This is a genomic window from Merdimmobilis hominis, from assembly GCF_900104615.1.
GTDB classification, from domain to species: Bacteria; Bacillota; Clostridia; order Oscillospirales; family Ruminococcaceae; genus Merdimmobilis; species Merdimmobilis hominis.
Window position 1 is genome coordinate 1,650,315 of record NZ_LT629939.1, and the last position, 22,046, is coordinate 1,672,360.

Genomic DNA, 22,046 nt, shown 5'->3' on the forward strand with positions numbered 1-22,046 from the left:
TAATTTGTTATGTAACTCATTTAACTTCTTGTACTCCAGGCAGCGCTAGCTGCCCACTCCGAAACGCTGTGTAAAGGGTAGTACCTCGCCCATCGGTCAGATAAGGGAGGAAAACTTCGTCGGCCTGCACATTGCCGGCCTCTACAAAGGCCATCTGAGCCAGCACCCAGTCTCGGATATTCCGCCAGGCTGTGCGCTTGGCCTGCTCCCGATCCACCTTGATTTTTTCTCTCTTAAAGGCGGCCAGTACCCCGTCTATGTTGGCCGGAAGCTGGAAGCCTAAGATCTGGCCTTCTACCAGCAGGCCGAAAGTCAAGCCAATGGGATCGCCGGTTTCGTCGTAGTCGATCATGATCTTCCTGGCGCCGCCTTTGGCCAACGCACCCTGAATCTCCCCCAAAGAAGTGTAGACATCCACTTTAGAACTGTAATTTTTTATTGCCATCTTTTTCACTCCAATTCATCCCAGAAAATTTCTTCTTCCAACATCATGCGCTGCCGCCTATCATACTCATCTAACCAGACACAGTAATCGAGGAGGTCATCGAGATCCTGTTCTGGCGGGCAAATATACTCCGGATTCGGGTAAGTGTTCGTCGCGGCGGCCGGCCTAACATCTTTGACGGCATTTTCTTTTTCTTCTTTCTCCCACAATTCGCTCAGATAGATGAGGCGTTTGATGAACCTGCGCAATTTGTAGAAGAAATCCTTGATTTTTCTCATGGCTCTTTTTCCTCCGTATGACGGGTGACATTGGTTCGAATGGCATGTTCTCTGGCCATCTTGTCAATGACCCGTCCCAGATCTTTCTCGCCATACCCCGCGGCCGCAGCCCACTTGCACAGATTGTAGTAGGTCTGTTTTGTGATGCGCACCCGGAGGTACATCAAATTTTTCTTATCCATCCATCATCACTCCTATTGCCGAATGTCTTCGTCAGCGATTTCTTCCGGTACAACAGCATGATCAATCCGTAGCTGCTCCAGGAGCTGCGTAGTAAGAGGCTGCCCCTCCGGAGGTTTTTTGAAATAGAAGTCATATTTCATGCCCGCAATGAACTTCCTGCTGCGTTCATAGGTAAAGTAGATGGTTTGCCCGGATTCCGTCTGGAGAGCAACCATTTTGCTGCTCTTGAAAGCTGTATTAGAGGTTGGGTCTATATAAGCCGGCAGCCCCTCTGCAAAACTCAGCGGCCGCGAACCAATGCAAGTCATGCGTAGGACAAAATAATTCTTTGTTTTCCCAATATGAAGGAGCTTGGCTGCATAGCCCAGGCAGAACGCATCCAATGCGACACCTACCCAGATAAGTGGGAGATGATCCGTTGCCAGTGCGAAAAAAACTGTTCCTGCAAGAATGCCGAGCGCCAACAGCCTCCATCCCAAAGCCCTATCTGTAAAAAATTTGGGAAGCTCTTCCGAAGGAGCTCTTGCCCCTTCAGTAAGGAGTTCCATTTCTCTGTTTTCCTTTTTTAAATCCGGCATTTTCATTCTCCTTTCGCAATCAGAGATACGCCTTCCACCAAGCGAAACTCCAGCACTAACCTGCGATTCGTCTGAGCGGCATTTAATGGATAGCAGGTGTAAAAGAACAACCTGCCGTCATCCGTGCCCGTTTTTCCCCAGGTGGAGGAAAGCAGATACCATCCGCTGTCCATCAGGATGTCGCTCTCTAACTCTCCGTTGTTATACAGGTAGCGTTTTTCGAGTTCTTCAGGCGGAAAGTACACGGCTTGTTGCACCACGGATGCCAGTTCACGACCGACATATTCATAAATAAAGGTCCCATCGTCCGTAACGATCGTGACGGTATCGCCTTCTTTCGCTTGAGCAAAGAGCTTACCAGATTGGTAGTTGTGATCAGAAATAGCCACATGGCCGGCAAGATCCCCCGGGAGGCTGGCATTGCAGGACATAGAGGCACAACCTTCTGCATCCACATACTCCTGCGCCTGCGTCCAGTAAAGCTCCAGCTCTACTCCCAAATCGTCTGATGAAAGGGCGCCGACATAGGTATACTGTTCCGGCCACTCCAGCGGCTTTTCAGCAGTGATTTTGGGAGTCCCATCATCTTCTTTCCTTGCTTCGCCTTGAGAGCCTTGTAGGGGCATTGCTGTGGCGCTGTGAGCATCCGGTGGTGAGAGAGATACTTTCTCATTCAGCGGAGCCTCGGCATTAACTGGCTGCTCTATACAAAGAAGCGTTAATGGTGCGAGTAGCAATGCTAAGATAACGGCATTCAGGTTCATATAGGCGAATCCTCCTTTATTTGTCCTTCAATAGGTATATAGTAAAAAAAATCAAAAAAACGACCAAAAAGAAAAAGCCTCCCCGAAGGGAGGCTTTCGAAGTAATGGTTATGGGAGAAGCCCCTGTTCGCGGGCAGCTTCCCGAAGGCGCTTTTGCAGCAGGGTATTCCGTTTGCTGGTGTCCTCTTTACGGATCGCCATGCGGATAGCCGCGGTCTGGCCAAACAGGCAGACAATTTCCTTGCCGCGGGTAACTCCGGTATAGAGCAGGTTACGGCGAAGCATATAGACCTGGGACCAGAGTACCGGCATAAATACCGCCTTGAACTCAGAACCCTGGCTCCTATGCACCGTAATGGCATATCCGAGCTGCACATTGTCCATCTCATCCGCGTAGTAATCGACGATATTTCCTTCATCAAAGTCGAATTCAATGCCGACAATAAAGGAGTTTTCCTGTTCAGGATCCCGGTGGATCTGCCGGATTACACCCATATCGCCGTTATTTGCCTTCTCTGTGTTCTTTGACTGGATCACGCGATCCCCCACATAATAGGTTCTGCTTCCAATGGTGACTTTTGGAACATCTTCACGGCCGCCGAAAATCCGCTCCTGGATGCTGCGGTTGATCTCACCAGCCGAAGCCAGGACGGTTTCCCGCCGCGGGCAGAGGATCTCAACTTCCTTGAGACCGTATTTTTTTACGGCTCGGAGATAGCAGCTGATCATCCGCTCCTGAGCCATCCTGTCACCTTCAGGGTCTACCTTCAGGTTTTCGGGAAGCCCCTTGGCCTTGGGCATCTTAGTGAACGGGGTAGGGAAGAATGCGAACTCCGACATGCTGGTTTCCAGTTTCACATCGCCGGTTCGGATTTTCTGAGCGTTTTTGACGATCAGGCTGGTTTTCCCCTGCCGGTAGATGACGTCCAGCCGGACAACGGGGATCACGCCGGATTCGATCATGTCTTTGAGGACGGCGCCGGCACCGACGGAAGGAAGCTGGTCAATATCACCGATGCACACAAATTGTGCGTCCAGCGGGATCTGCGATACCAGCTTTGCCATAATGGCCATATCGGTCATGGATGATTCGTCCATAAACACAATCCCGACATCCTCTGTCAGCAGACTTTCCTCAGAATGATCGTACTCGCCGTCTTCCAATGGACGCAGGCCCAGGCCTTTGTGGATGGTGTACGCCGGTTCGCCCGAGGATTCCGCCATCCGGCGGGCTGCTTTTCCCGTAGGCGAAAGCAGCAGGACTTCTGGTGGGTCTTCCTCATCATCCTTATAGTTCTCCCACACATTCCTTTTGTAAAGATAAAGGAGGAACCGAAGGATCGTTGTTTTGCCTGTACCGGGGCCGCCGGTGATCACGCACACCTTATTGGTAAGGGCTGTCCTGACCGCCTCGATTTGCTTTGGTGCCAGCTGAATGCCGAATTTTTCTTCGGCCTCTGTGATCTTGTCTTCCAGCGTCTCGGCCGCAAACTGCCGGCGCCGGTCGAGAGGCCGCTTGAGCAGCCTGACCAGCTTGCTGGCTACCAATGTCTCATTGTGGTAATCCGGATAACGGTAGACGGCAGCGGAATCATCCATCTGGCCGTCAATGACGACCTCTTTGTTGAATTCCATGACCTGCAGCTCCGTATCCACCTTTTCATCCGGCACCCTGTTGTCCTCCAGCGCCCGGCTGTTCAGCAGCGTTAGTGTCTCCTGGATCAGATTGCCTCGTTCCAGGAACAGATGTCCCGAAGAGTTGGCGTCTTTGAGCACGGTGCTGATGGCTGCCTGAATGCGGAGCGGGGAATCCAGCGGGGTGCCCAACTGCGCCGCAATGGCGTCGGTGGTGGCAAACCCGAATCCGTGGATCTTCATGAGTTTGAAGGGCTCCGCCTGGATAACCTCCAGGGTATTGACCGGGAATTCCTTTTGGATTTTCTTAATCTTGCTCAAGCTCACATCATAGCGCGAGAAGAACAGAACCAATTCCTGCAATTCCCGTGTGTTCTTTACACTCTCAATAATACAGGCAAGCGTCGATTTTCCGATGCCTTTGACCTCCCGCAACCGGTCGGTTTCCTTGGTTACGACCTCAATGGACTGCTTTCCGAATGTCTTATAGATGTTCTCAGCGGTTTTGGGGCCGATCCCTTTATACAGGCCGGAGGACAGGTATTTGATAATTCCCTCTTTGCTGGATGGCGGCTCCTCAAAGAACGATTGGACCTGAAAAGCGTAGCCGTCCCGGTTTTTGTTTTTTACCCAGCGCCCGGTCAGGCGGGTGATCAGGGTTTCATTTTCCGGGAGGAAATCGCCTTTGGCCACAAAGGTTTTGTCCGTCTGAACCTGAGCGGGGGCGTCGTCATCTGCATCCACCAGGGAATACAGGGAGATCCGGTACTGTTGATCATTTCCCCACAGACGGCGCTTAAAGCGTCCTTTGATTGTTGTGACCTGTCTAACAGTTTCCATGTTATGCACCTCTCTTGCGGCGGGTCTTGGCCTTTTTTGCCTTACTGCGCACATTGAACGTCCGGCTGACGGAGGTTGTGATGTACGCCTCGTCAATCAGCATCTGATAGACCTCTGGATGCTCCTTTTGAAGGCGCTCCATATTTTCGGCCGACAGGGTTTTGCGCTCTGTGCTGCTGAAACCGGCTTTGTAGGAAAGATAAATGCTGTCCAACTCGCCGCTCTGATACCGATCGCCAAGCATATTGACCAGAGGAAGCTCAATGCTGTCCCGCTGGGCCTCCTTACTCTTGATTATCGCATTCAGCTCACTGATCTCCTGCCGGACAGCGATCGACTGCCGCAGGATCTCGGCCATGTGGACGGGGAACTTCAGCACATTCCCATCATTTCTTGCTGTCTTTCCGTAATGCCGGATCAATGCCTTTTTAAATTCGGACGCATGAGGCCCCAGCGCCTGGGAAGGAGGGATCTGTTTGAGAACATGTTCCTCCCAGAAGTCCTTCACAACCAGGGGAATGGTCTCCTCGTCCTCTTCCGTCAACTCACAAAGGTGGTAGGTCAGATCTGTGCTCAGGTTATTTCCCCCACAGCTGTAACCGATGATGCAGTGCTTGAGACCTCGCACCAGCATTCCAAATTTGCTCTGGGCGACATGCGCCGGATCCGGCTGCTCCCGATACTCCATATACTTGGAGAAGGAGGTAGTCTTTGCCTCAAACAGGACCATCTCATTTTTCTGAAGCTCCGTCCCGCAAATAACGCGGTCTTCCTTCATCAGGAAAAGGCCGTCAATGTCCGCACGCATATAAGGGTAGAGAGTGCTCTCCACCATGCGCTTATCCCGGATGGGGACGGCGCCGATCTCACGGCCGATGGTTTCCAGCATGACCGGCTCCAAAGCGTGGCCAATATCGAAGCGGTATTTGGTTTCCAGGGAGACTTCCTCAGAAACCTTTTCCGGATCGACCTTATCCTCATAGATGTCTACTGGGGTTTTGAACCCGGACAGGCCGACAATAGCAGGGTAATCGGAAGCACAAACGGCGAGTTTGCGTTCTTTCAGCCATACTCCCCGAGGGATTTTTTCGGTGTCTTCCAGAATTACTGTGAAAGGATATGTTGTTTTCTTCTTTGCCATAGGAAATCCTCCTTGATAAACAAAGAAGGGTGTTTACACACCCTTCCGTCCAATGTACTTATCATTATAGGTATACTGCCCGGGCAGATCGTGACCGGCGAAATCAAACTTGAGGGCGCGGGCGAATCTCTCGCGATATTCCGCCAGTTCCTTCGGGTTTTCGCTTTCTCCCATGAGAAGGGAAAGCACTTCGCTGAGGGAGGAGTACACATCATACGCTGTCTGCGGCCTTTCTCCCCAAATGATCTTCCGGTTTTCAAATACGGGAGCTCCGTATTTGGCCGGGATCTTCAGAAATTTGAGCATGGCCAGCAGCGCAGTCGCCGGATGGTCCAGTACCGTTTCCACCAGTTTCCTGATGCACTCGCCGGAATCCTGAAAACGCTTGTCGATCAGCCGCAGCGACTTCTCGAATTCTTCCAGGCTGGTATTCCCGTTGTGCTCCAGCTTCAGCGGCATACAGTAGTTCAGGCCATAGCGGTCATCCGTCAGGCGCATTTGAGGCGAAATTGTGATCGCCTTGCGCCCGTTGTCGGAAGTGCTGATGCAAACCGACTGCTCATAGGTCAGATCCCGTGAGGCGGCATCGAAGGGGATCTCTACCTTGCACTCCCCCAGCTGCCAGGTGGCGCTGGTATAGCTGTGCGTGTAGTTACCCTTCACAAATTTTGCAGGCTTTTCACATGCAAAATACGATGCTGCTGCTTCCATCAGATCTTCGGCGGGGATAAGGTTGTATTTCCTCCCCAGGATCGCTTCAACCTTGCCGTTGTTGAAGATCAAAAGCCCTTCACCTGGGGTGAAATCCGCATAGTCATTGAGATGCGCTGCCAGGATCTCCGGCGGCAGTGCGTTCAGCGCATCACCGGAGATCCGCAGGCGGTCGTAAATGGACGCCAGGGCGGTATCCCGCAGCATAAAGGTTTGACCATTGGCTCTCAGAAAGATTTTGGTGCCGTTTGCGATGCTGTCATAGGCAAGCGTCTGCAGTACCTCGTCGTTCTCAAACCTCTCCTTCGCTTCTTCTGCGGTCGGCATTGCCCTGAAAATCAGGTTTTTGATCTTGACTGTGCCGGTGGAGCGGGCGGCGCCCAGCACCTTTGTCGCTGCCAAGAAGGCGCTTTCATCGTTGGTTTCGTAACAGAACCTGTCCTGATATGCTTTTGCAAACCGGGATTCTGTCTCGGTGATCGCGCAGGAATTCACCATTGTCATTGTCGTAGCCATAGAATGTTCCTCCTGTTGTTCGTTTCTGGTTAATTTTCGTTTCTCTATGTAAAAAGGCGGCCTCCCTCGACCAAAGGGAAGCTAACCTTGAATTGGCAATAAAAAAGGCACGGTCGCGCCCAGAAGGGCGCAATCGTGCCGTTAGGTTTCACACCGGCCAGCTGTCAGCATGAACAGGAGGCCTTACTTTACTGCCTCGGTGGGCAGCGGATACTTTCATGGAATACCTGAAGTATATGCCGCTTTTTGTATCGTGTCAACTACCTAACTGATTTTTCTGGCTTACCTTTATTAAAAAGAAAAAGCCCCGCCGAAGCGGAGCTTTTGTCAGGAAAATACCGGCTTTTTACAGCCCAATTTGATTTTGGAATACATCCTCCCAGGTGAAGGTGTCACCGTCCCAGCGAAAACCATCCACTGCAAAAGGGATCACATCCCGGTATCCACCACAAAGCAAATGGCGGGCATCCGACCGATAGTCATCTTCCGTCGTTGTTGCCACCCATGGAAGGCCGTTAAAATCCCGCCCATTGGCTTCACGATATGCCAGAAAATATCTCACGACGCCATCGCTCCTTCCTCCAGGATCGCACGAACGAGGGCATTCAGACAGTCCCATACTTTTTCGGAACACCGGCCACCTTTAGCCTTCCAAAAGCGGAGATCCCCGCACCGCCCGTCTTTGACCGTGATGCTGATCAATTTCTCATTGATCCAACCCTGGGTCTTGATGGGAGTAGGGATATTATACCGCCGGAGGAGGCAGTTGACAAGTACCGTGCTGCTGCGGTCGTACTGGCTGCGGTAGAATACCACAGGCTCATTCGAGATTGTACCGCCATTTTTGACCGCCAAGATTGCGTTGGAGATCTGCTCTTCGGCCTTGGCGTTCATCCCTTCACAAAACAGCTTTTCCTCTTCGGCCGCTTTCCGGCGGCGTTCTTCCTCTGCTTTCCGGCGCTTTTCTCGATGCTTCTGAGCAAGGACCGTGCAGGTAGGGAGATCGTCCAAAACAGCTGCCCCAATAAAATCGGGGAACGAATCTCCATCGTTTTCCTTAGCACGAAGGTAGGTATCGACCTTATCATCCAGCATCGCTTTGATGTAGGCGGCTTGCCGGACAGGATCTTCGCCGCAGCGGGTGATTTCCTCCTGTTCCCGGGCAATCATCTCGCGGATGAGATCATCCGCATTCTCCTTTGTGCGAAGATCGCCAAAGCGCCTCTGGCGCTCCTCTTTCCCACCATAGAGATTTTGGACGGCAGCCGGGAAGCCGCAGCTGTCAATCATTTGGAATTCCGTTATCCGCAGCGGCGCTAGATAATCGCCCACCTCTACATGGAGAAGATAGGTGTCGTTTTGGGCGCGGGGATATTCCACATCCGGCTTCCCGGCTCCCTGCCAGAGACGGTAGGTGCTGGTTCCGTCAGAAACCTCCCTCACCAGGGCCGCACGCATCTTATGTCCATCTTTATTAAACATGCCGTTATAGAAAAGTGGCATCATCAGTTTACTCATAAAAAATTCTCCTTTTTTATACGCGCATTGTTGTTTTGTGCGCACTAGTCGGCTTCAACATTTCGATTTGGAAAACACTGAGCGAAAATCTTGTGGAACCGGTCGCTGGCTTCCGGCTCCAGGGGCCCTTTCAGCGATGCCATGGACCACTGTACCAATTCCTCTTCAGGAATATAATACTTGGGTTCATGAAAGCAACCGCCGCTATACCTGGGCGCGCTGTGGTTGAAGATGTTCTTGGTCAAGTCTGCCTTCGTAGTGGCTGCCTTGATGAACTGGATCTTCCTTTCACAGATAGGGAGCAGCAAGGCCTCAATAAAACCTCGTTCCTCATATCCTCCCATCAGTCTCCACAACCGTTCCAAGGCCGCCATACGCAGGTCAGACAGTGCCTGTTCTTTTTCATCAGCCGGGGAGAGTCTCAGCTCATCCACCATCGCCGTTTTAATGAGATCCCAGCAAGGACGGTTCAACATTTTGCTCCCTCCTCACTGTACGAACAGGTCAAGATGCCTGCTCACAAAGTCCATCGCATAGTAGCAGAACAGATTTCCCAGGCAGGAGATCTTGAGGTAGTCTTCCCTCTGGGTGCCCAGCGTTTTGATGGTCGCAAAAGGAAGCATCTTTTTCTTTCCCCCGTGTGTATAAGTTCCCAGGAGCCTGATGTCGCAATAAATTCCTTCATTGCATCCGAATGTGGTCGTAGCGACCACATCGAACCCACAGTCGGTCAGAGTTTCCACGTCCCAGTAGATGGAATCCGGCGAGAAATAATCGACCAGCCGGCTAAGCTGCTCCCACAGGGGGTCCGCTTCTACCAGCTTCCTGGTTTCGTTGTAAAACTGCTCTATGGTGATATTCTTCTTGGTACTCATGACAAACCTCCAAAAAAGCAGGCGTCCGACGGCGCCTGCTGTGTTTTTACTGAATATTGATTTGAAGATTACGCTTTTTCAGTTCCAAACAGAAAATGCTCCTGCAGCTCATAGTAAGACAGGGCTTCTGAAAAGTCCTTCGCTGGGAAGCATTTCGTCTGCATGGTGTTTTTGTTCTTGTTCCAGGTAGCGACCGTCACCTCAATGAACCGCAAGTCATAGTTGATGTTCAGGTTCATGGAGATATTGAAGTCCTTCGTATCGTTTACTTTCAGAATCATTGCGTTTTCCTCCTATCCCTTATGCCCAGCATCTGTTTCGCGCTTCTTTATCGGACAAAATGGTATGGCAAGGCATCATAGCGCAGTTATGCCGGTGATACCCGATCAGCCCATCCTGTACTTCCCGGCCGCGGCGGGCACCGCCATCCAGGCCGATAAAAATCTGCTGCCCATTAGGATCAGGGATGAAGCACATGCAACGTGGCTCCACAGGGACGGATTTACCGGAGCTTTTGTCACGGATCCAGCGGATCTCCTTCCCGCAAAAAGCGCAGTAGGTTTTCTTTTTTGTTCTCATCATGATAGTTCCTCTCTTTCGTTTTTGGTTAATGTTCGTTCCTCTATGTAAAAAGGCAGCTTCTCTCGACCAAAGGGAAGCAGGCCTTGAATTGGCAATAAAAAAGGCACGGTCGCGCCCAGAAGGGCGCAATCGTGCCGTTAGGTTTCACACCGGCCAAGCGTCAATGACGAAAGGCCTTACTTTACTGCTTCGATGAGCAGCGGATACTTTCATGGAATACTTGAAGTCTACTCCCGTTTTTGTATCGTGTCAAGAGATGTTGTGTAGAGAAGTTATTTTGGTCGTTTTTTTGATTTTTTTGACTATATAATAGATAGCAGCGGTTACGCTGACAATTTTGGAGGTGATTTTATGAAAAGAGCAGCTTTGATCTTGCTCTGTGCGGTATTGATGGGGTCCCTGTCTGCCTGTTCCGGCGGAAATGAACCGGAGTCCTCTTCGATCCCGTCCCCGTCGGAAACTGTTATTGAGGATACGTCTTCCGACTTCGACTATGTAGCGATGGCGGAGGATGTGGGACCTATCGCCGCCTCTGTACTTTGGCAGGATCCGTCTCAGATCCCTGTGCGGGATTTGCTGGGGTGGTATGTACGGTGTATCCTTGCCACGAATTCCGGTGATCCTTCAGCACTGGATCCCTACCTCTCAGAGGATGCAGGGAGTTACCAAATCCCTGCCGGCGAATTCGAAGAAGCAGTAAAGACCTACTTCGGCCTGGAGAAAGACCATCTTGAGGCGGCGGCAGACCTGTACGACAGCGAAAACCAGATCTACTCGATCTCGCTTAGTCAGATCAAGCAGGCGGCTTGTACCGTCCAGCAGGTTGAGATCGCCGGAAATATGCTTCAGATCTATTTCACACTGAATACTGGCAGCGAGAACAGCGGAAGTTCCAACGAAAAGGTCTATAACCTGACGGTTGATACTTCCGATGGGATCCGGTTTGTTTCCTGCACTGAGGCAGACCCCTCCGGTTTGAAATCGGATGAGGGGACTCTGGAAGGGGAAACCGATGAAGTGGATTTCAATTCTGAAGCTCAATCCGACGTAGAGGCCCCCAGCAGCTCCTCTGAGGGCAGCGCAGTTGAAACCGATACCAGTGATGCTGCAACTGGAGAAGGCGCCGCAGAGCCAGCTGAGGCCGGCACAGCGAGCAGTGAAGGAACGGAGGACGCCCAGTGAGCAACGGAGCCCTGGCAACCATCGGCATAGTCTTTCTGGCCTTCTTCATTCTGGGAGCGGCAAATAAGGTGATCTCCAGGATCATGGGACTCGTGGGGCTGCTCTTGCTGATCGTCGTTGCCATCCAGCTGAAGACGGGGACCGTCCTGATCGACTTCTCTCAGCTTGGCAATTCGATCGTACATTTGGGACTTCGCATTTCACAGTGGGCAGAGGAATCACTGTGGCCAAGCCTTACGGAGTTGGCGCGATGGATTGAGTCGGCGCTAGCATAACAGCAAAAAGAAAAGGCTGGGAACCTTAATCAGTTCCCAGCCTTTTCGTATAAAATAAATTACTTTTTTGTAGCGTATTGGTATAACAGGTGCGCATTGCTATGAAGCAAGGTCTCAAAGTCCTTGATTTCTTCAGCGGTGTATCCGTCAACGGAAAGCCACTTGTAATCCGGAAGTTCGCACCGGGCGGAATCAAAGCCGGATTCCGTTGGGCGTTCAAAATTGACGATCACCTTTTCTTTCCCAGCCTCATGAATGATCTGAGAATGAACGATTTCAGTTTCGTCTGCCAATGTCATATATGGATACATCACTAAAATCGCTCCTATCTGTAGATGTGGTACACTTTCTTATTTTTTGGTATACTCCAAAAACGCTGCAACACTCATGACCTGCGGGTCTTCCGGGAAATGTTTCAAGTTTCCGGTGATTAGGATGGCTCCACAAAATTTTGCGACCTCAAAAAACTTTTTGTCAGCTTCATCGACAAAATCATTTTCAAGAGGCTCAGCCACCACGGAGCGGCCATAGGCTTCAATCCAGTCCAGCAAGGAATTGATCTCATTCTCCGAAAAGCCGAATTTAGGACGGCTGAGGACTTGCCGGTACTCAGCCAAAATTCGGTAATCATAGCATGGGATCAACCGATCTGTCAACACCATGCTGACTACGCGGGCCGGAGCTCCATTCCTTGACCACAGAGCCGATACCAAAACATTGGTGTCGATCACTACCAGCATAGGCCTTTACTCCTCCTGACGCGCCGCAGCAATCTCTGCTTCGATTTCCTCGTCTGTCAGAAATCCTTTTGCGGCAGCACGGCTGCGCATCGAGTTGAAGGCCAGCATAGCTTTGGCCTGACGGATTGCCTTGACAGTCTCTTCAAAACTGCCATCTGCAATATCTACCAAAAGCGCTGTAGGCTTCCCATTGTTGGTGATGACGACCTCGCCTTCTGCAGACAAAGTTTCCCAAAGGCTTTTAGGCGTCGTTCTTAAATCTCTCACGGTATAGAAGTTCATACTGACAACTCCTTTCATATTTATGATACACTATTATATGCACGATTGTCAACTAATGTTGATGCAAAATGGATCGTTTGTGCAGACGCATGATTTACCACTGCTCAATCACAACATGGCCCTTTCCGTAGTCGGAAAATTTGCCGTGGAGCTGAGCTTGGGTATCCTCACTGAAAATGCCTTGAATAGCCTGGGCTTGATTTTCAGGAAGATTGGCCACCTCATAATCGTAGATCTCCTCGTTCCAGACATCGGCAGGCTTGGTCCGCACAAACACGGCTGTGCCGACGATTTTCTGAATGGGGAAATACGCATGATCCATCGGCATCAGGAAGTTGAGCGGCAGCTCTTTCGCCAGCCCGTCCTCGTCCACCAGCATCCAAAAAGTGTGCTCTTTGTTCAGAGAAACCCTTTCCATGGTGAAACTGCTCCCTCCGGGGAAAAGTCCTTTGAGATCACAGAGGTAGAACGCATCGGTTGTACGGACCTCGGCAGGTTTCCCAGGCTCTTTCACCAAGATTTGGTGTACGGCCTCCTGAATGCTGTAATCCAGTTCGACCGGTTCACCAAGGTGCTCAAATTCCTCCAAAAACTCAGCGACGGCCTCATTGGTGGAAGCGTCCGACCTGAACTCAAAACCAGCCTTCAGGAAGAACTGGCACAGCATATTCTCTCCGTTTGGGATCACGTCAATGTCATACTCTGCTTCTTCCAGCGTTCCTTTGTAGGACAGTCCCTTCTGAAACTGGTCCAGGATGGTGTCTTTGTATGCGGTCTGGGTCGGGAATTCAAACATTCCATCCAGTCTGATCTGATAATTCATAAAAAACTCCTCACTTAAATTCTTCCACTGTGAAGCCGAAATATTTTCGCACACGGCCTTTCAGGCCATCCGGAATATTGGGTTTCAGAACATTGGCCCAGCAGAGGACGGCCCAGAACGGGTTGTCCCTGCCTACTGTCTGCCATTCCCCGTCGCACCAGTAGTCCCCGGTGATTTCAACATCACCGGTCTGGAACCCCGGGATGGAATCCGTGCGTGCTTCCAGGGCGACATAGTATTCGCCTTCGCCGGGAGGGTTGATGCTCCCTTTGATCCAAGTGACTTCAGCCATGATAGTTGTGTCCTCCTGTTATTCTTTTCCTTGTTCGCAGCCGCTCCAGGTGATTCCCTGTTCGGAAGGAATTGGTACTCCGTCCAGATCCACATTGAGCAGGGCGTGATAGAACTCGCTCAGGGGATTTCCACACTGGTAGGCGGTCCATTTTTTCAGGCAAGCGCTCTGGTCGATCTCAGCGTACCGGCAAAATTTACAGCGAATCCGCATGGTGCAGCTCACCTCCGGAATCCAGCTTTTCGGACGCTGCCGGCGCGGCCTCTTTGATGATAGCCCACAGGCGATCCATCAGGGCGGAAACCTGCCGCCTTTTTTCCTGGTTAGATTCCAGCTCGTCGTCCAGCACAAGATAGTCGGCGTCGTCTTCCAGGTCACCCAGATACTCGCCCAAGGCGTAATAGCACTGGTCGAGAAGGTCATCTGGGATTTTCTCTTCATCGACGGGGGTGGCCACCAGCGCCTGGGGCACGACTCCATGATCACCGGCAGCAGCCTTAATAGCCTCTTCTTCGGTTCCAGAATAGATTCCCAGGTAGACGGGGCCACAGGCGGCTTCCCATCCGGCTTCGAGTGTATCGGGTTCGTTCGGCCGGTTGTAGACCTCCAGATCCCGAGTGTACTCTTCTCTTATCAGAACAATGTGTTTCATCGTTTTTTCCTCCCTAATCACTCAATTTCGGTGCAGTTATACCGGAGAATCGACCATTCGATCCCACTGGCTCCGCAATTACGGCAAACGAAGGGATAACCGATCTGATTCTCAATCGGGATATTTGCTCCCGTGAAGCTGCCATCGGCGTTGAGATCGTTCCCGCAGATGGGGCAAATATTGAGCGCCCCTCCATCCGATTCTGTCCTCTCATCCCTCTTCCCAGCTTCACGCTCCAGTACATCGGTAGGCCCGAAGTGCCCGGCGTCGATCATCCGGGTGAGGTTCATGGCGATGGGCAAATTTGGATCGTATCCGGGAATATCCCGAATGTCAAAAGCTCCATCATCAGCGAATGTTCCAGTCGAAGAAGTATGGAACCAATATTCCATTTCGCCTTCGTCTTGGTAATCGTTACGATAGAGCTTGTAAATTGTGATTCCGTGGTAGGACCGGATGATAGGCTCGTTTTCGATAAATACATACGGCATGTGGATCTTCCTTTCTGTTGTTTTTGGTTGATATTCGTTTCTCTATGTAAAAAGGCAGCCTCCCTCGACCAAAGGGAAGCTGGCCTTGAATTGGCAATAAAAAAGGCACGGTTGTGCCCAAAAGGGCGCAATCGTGCCGTTAGGTTTCACACCGGCCAGCTGTCAGCATGAACAGGAGGCCTTACTTTACTGCTTCGGTGAGCAGCGGATACTTTCATGGAACACCTGAAGTATATGCCGCTTTTTGTATCGTGTCAAGGGTAAAACAACTTTCCGTTAAACCTGTTCTCCACAATTTTTATACCGGCTCATTATTTTCGTCCTCCTCACTCAACAGCCGTTCTGCGCGTTCCCGGTCATGGAAGCGTATGTATCGGATTACATCCACAGGAGAGTAGAACCGCATATTCTGGTTGTGCAGGTCTCCTCCTCTTTTTGATTTAAATTCGTTTGAGTGAAACAGCAGGATGGGACGGTCATTATACCGGAACTGCTACTCACCGCTGACGGTGGTAATGAACGCAACCCCGCCCTTGAATTTGACGTGCATCAAATAGCGGTCGCAAAGCTCCCGGATGGCCTCCTGAAACACCTGATCCCGTGATTTATACACAGGCTGGTATTCAGTTTTTGTGTACTTATGCTTATTGATGATCCGTTCACTGTAAGAAGGGCCTTCATACAGGGTGGAAGGATCCACATAATCCGTCATTTCCCGAAGATTTCGCTTGGGACGGCTTTCTGCAGCTGCTTTGTCCGGCTGTGGCGCAGGCGGAGCTGACGGAGAATTAGTCCGTGAAGGCTGAGGCTTGTTTGGCGCGAGGGAAGGGGTTGGTGGAGACGGGGCAACGGGAAACCGATTGCTGTTCTTTTCCCTTACCGCTGCATACGCTTCCCCTTTGCTCTTGTAACTTGCCACAGGAGTGGGGGATTTTACCGCCCCATTTTCATACGCCCAGGCCCAGACTTGGGTGGCCACATAATATTTGCCCTCTTTTTCGCAGACATAGAACATTGTCGCTTCCTCTTTTCCATTATTCCAATCTGAAAGTGACCGCATCGAACGCCTCGGCGGCATCCTCAGCCGGCAGGAGAGATCCCATCAGGACGGCTGTGTTGGAACCAGAGATCAGGATGAAGTAGTCTACCTCATCCGGCAGCGAATAGGCAAAGTATTCATTGCCGTCCTTGGTGCCTTCGCCCAGAAAAACGGCCGTTGGCTCCGCCTCGTAAGCATCTCGGTAGTCTTCATAGGCATAGGAATAGATGAAGCTCCCCTGGAAGGCGGTTTCGCCGTTCTTGGAGATCGTAAAGGGGACCTCGGAGGTGATGTCATAGCCGAGTGAAGTGTTGACGCCAATTTTAATGTCATCGCCGTTATCCACCGAGTAAGTATAGCTCTTCTCTGTGCTGACTTCTCCAGATACCAGAGTGTCGCCGCTGCTGCTATTGCTGCTATCGCCGCCTCCATTGGTGGAGATTTCGATAGAACAGCCAGTCAGAGCTACCAGGATCGCGGCAAAAGCCGCTGCAAGTCGTGCGTTTTTCATGTTTGTGCTGCGCCGCCAGGGTCATCGCCTGCGGCGCAATCCTCCTTTCTGTTGAACTCGTTTCTGCAAAACAGCTTTTATGATTGTCCTATTCCAGGTCGTCCCCCTTTCCCAAATTACAATCTTCACACAACGTCCGCAGGTTCTCTGGGACGGTTTTGCCGCCTTTGGAAACAGGGATGATATGATCGACATGGAGTTTTACACCGTCCTCAGCGCCGCGCCCGCAGATCTGGCAGCGGAAGCCATCCCTTTTGAGGATGCTGTACCGGAGTTTGTCAGTCATCAGCGACCTTTCATGCTGACGCTGGATGACTGCATCGGTTTTCTGCTCCTCCTTCTTGACCAAGTCGTCATAGCGCGGGATAACATCACCAAGAGGATATTCCTCCTTAGCGTGATAGCGATTTCTCCCTTTGGGACTGACATAGGTTACGCTCAGTTCTACTTTGCTGTCGAGAAGGGGATTGAGTTTATTCCTCTGGAAAAGCTGTTCTTCGATATGGATATACCGCTTAAACGGAATATGCAGGCTCGCTGCTTCTTCTGGGGTAACAGATGATTCAATATGATCGGCTTGCTTTATGTATTTTTGGTAAGCGAGGCGATTTTCAAGAAGTTTTTGGGCTGCCCGCCTGAGATTGGGATGGTCCCACACAGTTTCGTCTAAGAAGCGGTCAAAATTAAACCGGTCAAACTTGGGCTTAGAGTTAACCCTGGTGCTGAAATGATAGTTGTTTTGCAAATCATTATAGAATTTTGTGCTTTCATTCAGCTGCTTTAGGGATTCCAATCGCTTACTTGACTTGGAAACCATGTTATACTGCCAAGTTTCAATCATCGACAAAGCGATGATAAAGATAGCGGTAATGGTAACAAAAATCCCTGTATTTATGTTGATCATGCTTTATTGGTCCTTCCTATTTATTCCGAATTATGAGCTTATCGTATGGCCCATGCGGCAGCCGACAAGATGCCTTATTGGCTGCCGCACAAGCCATAAGGGCTTGTGCTTTCGGTTTCTACTGAGTGTTATCCGGCCAGATACCCTATCACTACCAATCGGCCATTGTCGCCATAAAGGCTGCGGTCGCAGGTGGAAAGGGTCAGCAATGTGCTGCCGGCCGGCACCGTCTCGCCGGTCTGGATCACAGAACGGCTTTGAAGGGTTTGGATGTACTCTGCCTGGTGCTCAACGGAGCGGAAATCCTGGCGGTAGTAATCGGCCGCGGCGCCGCTCTGGGTCACATCGAACTGGCAGACGGCGAAGATCCGATAGACCTTCTCCCCGCCGTCCGGCGTCAGCAGGCGGATGTCGGGGTTTTCCTGCCAAAACTCCGCATCGGTATAGCGGGGCAGGGAAGAAAACATCGTCGTGCTGCCGTCGAACATGTTATGCCCATAGACAATACTGTTGCCGTCAGAGAAATCCGCGCTGTTGGCAAAGTCCAGGAACGGGGTCCCGGCGATGCTCTGCTCTCCGGTAAAGCTGCGCCGGAGATAAGCGTCGTTGTCGGCCGCCTGCACCACCGGATAGTTGATCCCGGCACCCGGCAGGTATAGCCAGGCCACCGTATCGGCGTTCTGAGTCGTCAGAGCGGCGAAGTCCACCTGAATATCCTGGGGCCCTGCCCCAGCCGGAGCCGCCTCAGAGGACACGCCAGGCCGGTCAGCGGCGATTTCTTCCGAGGAAGGGGAATCCTCACTGGAAACCGCCACATATTCCTGGAGCAGATCCTCATACTGGGCCGCTTCCTGCTGCCGTTCCATCAGCTGAGGGATGCAGAGGACCGCCCAAGCGGCCGCTGCCAGCGCCAGCAGAATGGTCACGATCAGCACCACAGCTCTGACTTTACTGCGCATCCTCATCGTCCTTCTTTTTTCCCTTGAGGATCACCAGCAGCGCGATGCCGCCCAGGGCGCCGATGCCACAGGCCGGGCCGAGGAAGATCGGCACCGGGCCGATGCCGGTGTTGACTGTGCCGGCATTGCGCACGATGTACGGCTCGTCCTCGTTCATGTACTTATCGGTGATGTTGAGGCGGATGACCTTGCCGCTGGCCATGAAGCCGGCGGGCGCCTCCAGCTCCTCAATGGTGTACTTGCCCCAGTCGAGGCGCTCGAAGTAGAGCATTCCGTCCTCACCGGAAGTCTGGGTCTCCACCAGCTTGCCATCCTCGTCATAGAGCCCGAATACGGCGCCCTCCAGAGGCTCGCCGGTAAAGGCGGAGATCTTCTTGATGGCGATGCGGACCGGCTCATCGGTGATCTGCTTGCCGCGTGCGGTCATGTCGTCCTTGACGGTGAGGGTCCAGAACTTCTTCTCCCTGGCAAAGCCCTCGGGGGCGTACCGCTCGTAGACCTCATACTCGCCCGGATACAGGCCGGTGACATAGAACTCGCCGTCCTTGTCGGACCAGCCCTCCCAGACCATCTCATCGTGCCGGTCGTAGATCTCGATGTAGCACTTCTCCAGCTTTTCCTTATGATCCTCGGAGTTGACCTTGGTCATAATGATCGGCGGGTTGAGCACTTCCAGCTCACCCTCGGCCTGGTTGTTCGTCAGGTCGATGTCGGGATAGCTGTTGCCATTCACATCCTGCTGGCTCTCGGGGATTACGGCCTTGATGGTGTAGCGCTCGTAGGTTTCCACCGTATCCACCTGGATCTCGGTCGTTACCTCGATGCTCTCCCCGGGCTGCAGGAGGGTGTTCAGCTTGATGCGGTTGTCCGTCTTGGTGGAATTCGGCGTCCGGTTGACCAGCAGCAGCCCGTCCGGGACGGTAAACTCGATTTCCGGATAGCAGGGCGCTGTGCCGTGGTTGGTCACAGTCCAGACGAAATCGGCGCTCTCCGCCAGGTGGAGCTCATCGTCATCCTCGATCGGCTCGCCCTCGTAGTAGATGCCCTTGAGCTCAATGCCCAGGTCGATCCAGCGGTAGACCACCGTGACGGTGGAAGCCTCGCGGACGCCGAAGGTCAGGGTCGGGTCGGTATTGTCGGATCCAAGATAACCAGACGGCTCCTCGCCGGGCAGCGTCTCGATTTCAAAGTGGTCGAAGATGTAGGAGCCGGTGTCGGGATGCGGAATCTCGGTGGTGCGGTTCCGGAAGCCTTCCAGAAGCGTCGGGTTCGCGGGATCAAACTCCGCCGAAATGTCCTTGCCGTTCATGTCCTCATACTTCAGGTAGACGGTGGCGCGGTAATCGTACTTGACGTAGATCACGCCATCATAGCCGGCATTCATGGTGGCCAGATGGGTTTCCGGATTCAGCGATACCGAGACACCGGACTGCACAATCATGGAATTGAACTGGTAATCCTCCAGCTCGGGCGTTTGAATGGTGATCTCATCGCCGCGATGGCCGGTGTACACAAAGGGCGGCTCCGTCGGGAGCAGCTCCCGGTCGGACTCGGCGATGACAACATCGTTGATGTTCTGGCCGAGATCGTCGATGTACTCCACCTTGAAGGATGCCTTGGCGTGATAAACCAGGGTGACGGTGGAAGCGTACTTTGCATTCAGCTCCAGATCATAGGTAACATCATTGAGGAAGCCGGATTCCAGGCCGCCCTCCGGTGTAGTGAGGAACATCTGCTCGAAGTCATAGTCCTCCAAAGTCGGGATCTGCACGGTGTAGTGCTCACCCCGCAAGCCGGAAATGATGGTGGCAGAGCCCTCCGGCATGATGCTGTCGATGGGATTGCCCAGGTCATCCACATAGCGGATGTTGACGCTGGCCTTGGCATGGTAGACTACTGTGACAGTCGAAGCGTTTTCAAAGCCCATCGTGAGCTTCTTGGTCTCCGGATCCAGCGTGCCGGATACGGTTTCTCCCTCCGGAGTGGAAATACTCATGGATTCATAGACATAATCGGCCATGTCAGGGGTCGGCACATCAAAGGTTTCGCCGCGGTAGCCGGAGATCATGTCCGGTGTCCCCTCGGGCATCAGGTCGTCGATGGGGTTGCCAAGTTCATCCACATACTTGATGGCTACATCAGCCTTGGCTTTGTATGTAACGGTAATTTCACTGTTATCGCCGATGAGGATGCCCACCTTCATGGAATCCTTGTCGTACTCGTTGACGGTGCCGGACGGGATAGCCGGCTCATTGATGGTCACGCTCTCCAGATCATAGTAGGGATGCTGCGGCAGCGAAATGGTGTTCACATCGCTGCGGTAGCCGCTGGTGGATTTCACCGCATCTTCAAACGGGATCTCGTTGCCCAGCTCGTCCTGATAGCGGATAGAGACGCTGCCCTTGGCCCAGTAGACCACCTGCACCACCGAGTTATACCCGGCTTTGAGGGTGGCAATATGGGTCTGGGGGTCCAGAGCAGCCGATTCGTTGGGGCCGCTGCCGGTATCGGGATGGGAAATGGACATGGAGCGATAGTCGTAGTCCTGGATCTCCGGGGTCGGGATGGTAATGGTATCGTCCCGATGGCCGGTGTACTCAAAGGGGGTGCCCTGGGGCATCAGGTTGTCGATGTTGTTCCCCTGGTCGTCCACATATTCCACCTTGAAGGACGCCTTGGCACGGTAAACCACCGTAATAGTGGAAGCATACTCGCGGTTCAGGGTGACTTCCTTGGCGTCAGGGTCCAAAATACCGGAATAGATGTTGTCCCCCGGGGTGGTGAGGTACATCCGCTCGTAGGTGTAGTTCTCAATATCGGGGGTATTGACATCGTAGGTCTCGCCCCGCAGGCCGGAGATCTTCTCCTGAGCGCCGGCAACGCCGGTCACATCAATGGGATTGCCCAGGTCATCTACATAGCGCACATTGACGCTGGCTTTGGGCTGATAGACGACGTACAGGGTACTGGCGTCCTCAAAGCCCAGCGTGAGGGTCTTGCTGCCGGCATTGATGGTGCCGGACGGGGTCTGACCCTCGGTCTGGATGCGCATAGTGATGTACTGATAATTGGGGACATCAGGAGTCGGGACAACCTCAGTATCCCCGCGATAACCGGATACCTGAGTGAGCTTCTGCTCAGGCGGGATCAGGTCGTCGATGGGATTACCCTGTTCATCCACATACTTCACATTCACCAGCGCCTTGGCTCTGTATTTCAGAGTGACTGTGCTGGCGGCGCCCTGTTCCAGCTTCACATTGATGTTCTGGCTGTCCTGGCTTGTGATCTCACCGGACGGGGTGGAACCCTGGGTAGTCAGTTCGGCCGAAACGAAGTCGTACCACTCATGAGAGGGAACGGAAACCGTCTTCTGATCGTCGCGGTAGCCGTCTACGCTGGTGGTGGCGTCCTCAAAGTAGATGGGATTGCCCAGCTCATCCTCGTATTCAAAGTTCACGCGACCGCGTGCCCGATAGGTGAGGACGATGGTGCCGCGCTCGCCGGAGTCCAGGGCAAAGTAAACCTTGTTGCCTTCCTCCAGCAGGGTAGAAGAAGCAGCTGTGTTTTCAAATACAGCGCTGCCCTCCATATACTCGTACCAGGAGATAGCGGGCGGGCTGAACTCATAGGTCCGGTTATCCATTGAGTAACATTCGGTGGTGAAACCGGCCGGCGCCGGAAGAGGGTTGCCCTTTTCATCCTGGAACCGGACATTGACCTGGCGGTACGGGATCGTTACCGATGCTTCGCCGATCCGATCACAGCCCTGGGTACACTGAACCCGGATGGTGACGGTGATTGGTGAAGTCAGACTGGGAATCACCTGACCG

29 protein-coding genes are annotated in these 22,046 nt (G+C 52.5%); 2 read left to right on the forward strand and 27 right to left on the reverse strand.

The window, feature by feature from the left end:
- Window positions 1-16 precede the first annotated feature (16 nt).
- The 14 genes from BQ5353_RS08120 to BQ5353_RS08185 form a co-directional block, all read right to left on the reverse strand.
- The gene (locus BQ5353_RS08120) at window positions 17-445 is read right to left on the reverse strand and encodes a hypothetical protein (RefSeq protein WP_071427754.1); all 429 of its coding nucleotides are present in this window, start codon (window positions 443-445) and stop codon (window positions 17-19) included.
- 5 nt (window positions 446-450) lie between these two features.
- A complete protein-coding gene (locus BQ5353_RS08125) occupies window positions 451-723 on the reverse strand; it encodes a hypothetical protein (RefSeq protein WP_071427755.1) in 273 nt (90 codons plus the stop codon).
- Window positions 720-905 (reverse strand): hypothetical protein, encoded by a 186-nt coding sequence (locus BQ5353_RS08130; protein WP_071427757.1) that lies wholly within the window; start codon window positions 903-905, stop codon window positions 720-722. The genes BQ5353_RS08125 and BQ5353_RS08130 overlap by 4 nt, the downstream gene beginning before the upstream one ends.
- Window positions 906-917: 12 nt before the next feature.
- Complete coding sequence (locus tag BQ5353_RS08135) at window positions 918-1,484, reverse strand: hypothetical protein (RefSeq protein ID WP_071427759.1); 567 nt, start codon at window positions 1,482-1,484, stop codon at window positions 918-920.
- 2 nt (window positions 1,485-1,486) lie between these two features.
- Window positions 1,487-2,248, reverse strand: a complete 762-nt coding sequence (locus BQ5353_RS08140) for a sortase family protein (RefSeq protein WP_071427761.1) — start codon at window positions 2,246-2,248, stop codon at window positions 1,487-1,489.
- Window positions 2,249-2,356: 108 nt separating this feature from the next.
- The gene (gene recD2 / locus BQ5353_RS08145; RefSeq protein WP_071427764.1) at window positions 2,357-4,723 is read right to left on the reverse strand and encodes an SF1B family DNA helicase RecD2; all 2,367 of its coding nucleotides are present in this window, start codon (window positions 4,721-4,723) and stop codon (window positions 2,357-2,359) included.
- A 1-nt stretch (window position 4,724) separates the two neighbouring features.
- Window positions 4,725-5,864: a YqaJ viral recombinase family protein gene (locus BQ5353_RS08150; RefSeq protein ID WP_071427765.1), complete on the reverse strand. Its 1,140-nt coding sequence runs from the start codon at window positions 5,862-5,864 to the stop codon at window positions 4,725-4,727.
- A gap of 33 nt (window positions 5,865-5,897) precedes the next feature.
- Window positions 5,898-7,091 (reverse strand): hypothetical protein, encoded by a 1,194-nt coding sequence (locus BQ5353_RS08155; protein ID WP_143117197.1) that lies wholly within the window; start codon window positions 7,089-7,091, stop codon window positions 5,898-5,900.
- A 346-nt stretch (window positions 7,092-7,437) separates the two neighbouring features.
- Window positions 7,438-7,653, reverse strand: a complete 216-nt coding sequence (locus BQ5353_RS08160; protein ID WP_071427769.1) for a hypothetical protein — start codon at window positions 7,651-7,653, stop codon at window positions 7,438-7,440.
- The gene (locus BQ5353_RS08165) at window positions 7,650-8,609 is read right to left on the reverse strand and encodes a cytochrome P450 family protein (RefSeq protein ID WP_071427771.1); all 960 of its coding nucleotides are present in this window, start codon (window positions 8,607-8,609) and stop codon (window positions 7,650-7,652) included. Before BQ5353_RS08165 ends, BQ5353_RS08160 begins: the two co-directional genes overlap by 4 nt.
- A 44-nt stretch (window positions 8,610-8,653) precedes the next feature.
- Window positions 8,654-9,085, reverse strand: a complete 432-nt coding sequence (locus tag BQ5353_RS08170; protein WP_071427773.1) for a hypothetical protein — start codon at window positions 9,083-9,085, stop codon at window positions 8,654-8,656.
- A 12-nt stretch (window positions 9,086-9,097) separates the two neighbouring features.
- Entirely contained in the window at window positions 9,098-9,484 is a 387-nt protein-coding gene (locus BQ5353_RS08175) for a hypothetical protein (RefSeq protein ID WP_071427775.1), read from the reverse strand.
- Window positions 9,485-9,552: 68 nt separating this feature from the next.
- A complete protein-coding gene (locus BQ5353_RS08180) occupies window positions 9,553-9,765 on the reverse strand; it encodes a hypothetical protein (protein WP_071427777.1) in 213 nt (70 codons plus the stop codon).
- 19 nt (window positions 9,766-9,784) lie between these two features.
- Window positions 9,785-10,066, reverse strand: a complete 282-nt coding sequence (locus BQ5353_RS08185; protein WP_071427779.1) for a hypothetical protein — start codon at window positions 10,064-10,066, stop codon at window positions 9,785-9,787.
- A gap of 351 nt (window positions 10,067-10,417) precedes the next feature.
- Between BQ5353_RS08185 and BQ5353_RS08190 the strand changes: the two genes are divergently transcribed.
- Window positions 10,418-11,248, forward strand: a complete 831-nt coding sequence (locus BQ5353_RS08190; RefSeq protein WP_071427781.1) for a hypothetical protein — start codon at window positions 10,418-10,420, stop codon at window positions 11,246-11,248.
- Window positions 11,245-11,523 carry a hypothetical protein gene (locus BQ5353_RS08195; protein WP_071427783.1) on the forward strand — a complete coding sequence of 93 codons (279 nt, stop codon included), beginning with the start codon at window positions 11,245-11,247 and terminating at the stop codon, window positions 11,521-11,523. The genes BQ5353_RS08190 and BQ5353_RS08195 overlap by 4 nt, the downstream gene beginning before the upstream one ends.
- A gap of 59 nt (window positions 11,524-11,582) precedes the next feature.
- On the opposite strand, the gene BQ5353_RS08200 is transcribed toward BQ5353_RS08195, so the two are convergent.
- The 13 genes from BQ5353_RS08200 to BQ5353_RS08260 form a co-directional block, all read right to left on the reverse strand.
- Window positions 11,583-11,834, reverse strand: coding sequence for a hypothetical protein (locus BQ5353_RS08200; RefSeq protein WP_233424528.1), 252 nt, complete (start codon window positions 11,832-11,834; stop codon window positions 11,583-11,585).
- Window positions 11,835-11,873: 39 nt separating this feature from the next.
- Complete coding sequence (locus BQ5353_RS08205; RefSeq protein ID WP_071427788.1) at window positions 11,874-12,263, reverse strand: putative toxin-antitoxin system toxin component, PIN family; 390 nt, start codon at window positions 12,261-12,263, stop codon at window positions 11,874-11,876.
- A gap of 6 nt (window positions 12,264-12,269) precedes the next feature.
- Window positions 12,270-12,545: a type II toxin-antitoxin system Phd/YefM family antitoxin gene (locus tag BQ5353_RS08210; RefSeq protein WP_071427790.1), complete on the reverse strand. Its 276-nt coding sequence runs from the start codon at window positions 12,543-12,545 to the stop codon at window positions 12,270-12,272.
- Window positions 12,546-12,639: 94 nt separating this feature from the next.
- Window positions 12,640-13,368: a hypothetical protein gene (locus BQ5353_RS08215; protein ID WP_071427792.1), complete on the reverse strand. Its 729-nt coding sequence runs from the start codon at window positions 13,366-13,368 to the stop codon at window positions 12,640-12,642.
- A gap of 10 nt (window positions 13,369-13,378) precedes the next feature.
- A complete protein-coding gene (locus tag BQ5353_RS08220) occupies window positions 13,379-13,660 on the reverse strand; it encodes a hypothetical protein (protein ID WP_071427794.1) in 282 nt (93 codons plus the stop codon).
- A gap of 18 nt (window positions 13,661-13,678) precedes the next feature.
- Window positions 13,679-13,873 carry a hypothetical protein gene (locus tag BQ5353_RS08225; protein WP_071427796.1) on the reverse strand — a complete coding sequence of 65 codons (195 nt, stop codon included), beginning with the start codon at window positions 13,871-13,873 and terminating at the stop codon, window positions 13,679-13,681.
- Window positions 13,857-14,312 (reverse strand): hypothetical protein, encoded by a 456-nt coding sequence (locus BQ5353_RS08230; protein ID WP_071427798.1) that lies wholly within the window; start codon window positions 14,310-14,312, stop codon window positions 13,857-13,859. Before BQ5353_RS08230 ends, BQ5353_RS08225 begins: the two co-directional genes overlap by 17 nt.
- A 17-nt stretch (window positions 14,313-14,329) precedes the next feature.
- Window positions 14,330-14,803: a hypothetical protein gene (locus BQ5353_RS08235; protein WP_071427800.1), complete on the reverse strand. Its 474-nt coding sequence runs from the start codon at window positions 14,801-14,803 to the stop codon at window positions 14,330-14,332.
- Window positions 14,804-15,296: 493 nt separating this feature from the next.
- Complete coding sequence (locus tag BQ5353_RS13065) at window positions 15,297-15,818, reverse strand: hypothetical protein (protein ID WP_071427802.1); 522 nt, start codon at window positions 15,816-15,818, stop codon at window positions 15,297-15,299.
- 19 nt (window positions 15,819-15,837) lie between these two features.
- Window positions 15,838-16,353 (reverse strand): hypothetical protein, encoded by a 516-nt coding sequence (locus BQ5353_RS08245; protein ID WP_071427804.1) that lies wholly within the window; start codon window positions 16,351-16,353, stop codon window positions 15,838-15,840.
- A gap of 88 nt (window positions 16,354-16,441) precedes the next feature.
- Complete coding sequence (locus BQ5353_RS13310) at window positions 16,442-17,257, reverse strand: HNH endonuclease (RefSeq protein ID WP_233424503.1); 816 nt, start codon at window positions 17,255-17,257, stop codon at window positions 16,442-16,444.
- A 128-nt stretch (window positions 17,258-17,385) separates the two neighbouring features.
- Window positions 17,386-18,216 (reverse strand): class B sortase, encoded by an 831-nt coding sequence (gene srtB, locus BQ5353_RS08255; RefSeq protein WP_071427806.1) that lies wholly within the window; start codon window positions 18,214-18,216, stop codon window positions 17,386-17,388.
- The gene (locus BQ5353_RS08260; protein ID WP_143117199.1) at window positions 18,206-22,039 is read right to left on the reverse strand and encodes a MucBP domain-containing protein; all 3,834 of its coding nucleotides are present in this window, start codon (window positions 22,037-22,039) and stop codon (window positions 18,206-18,208) included. Before BQ5353_RS08260 ends, srtB begins: the two co-directional genes overlap by 11 nt.
- Window positions 22,040-22,046 lie beyond the last annotated feature (7 nt).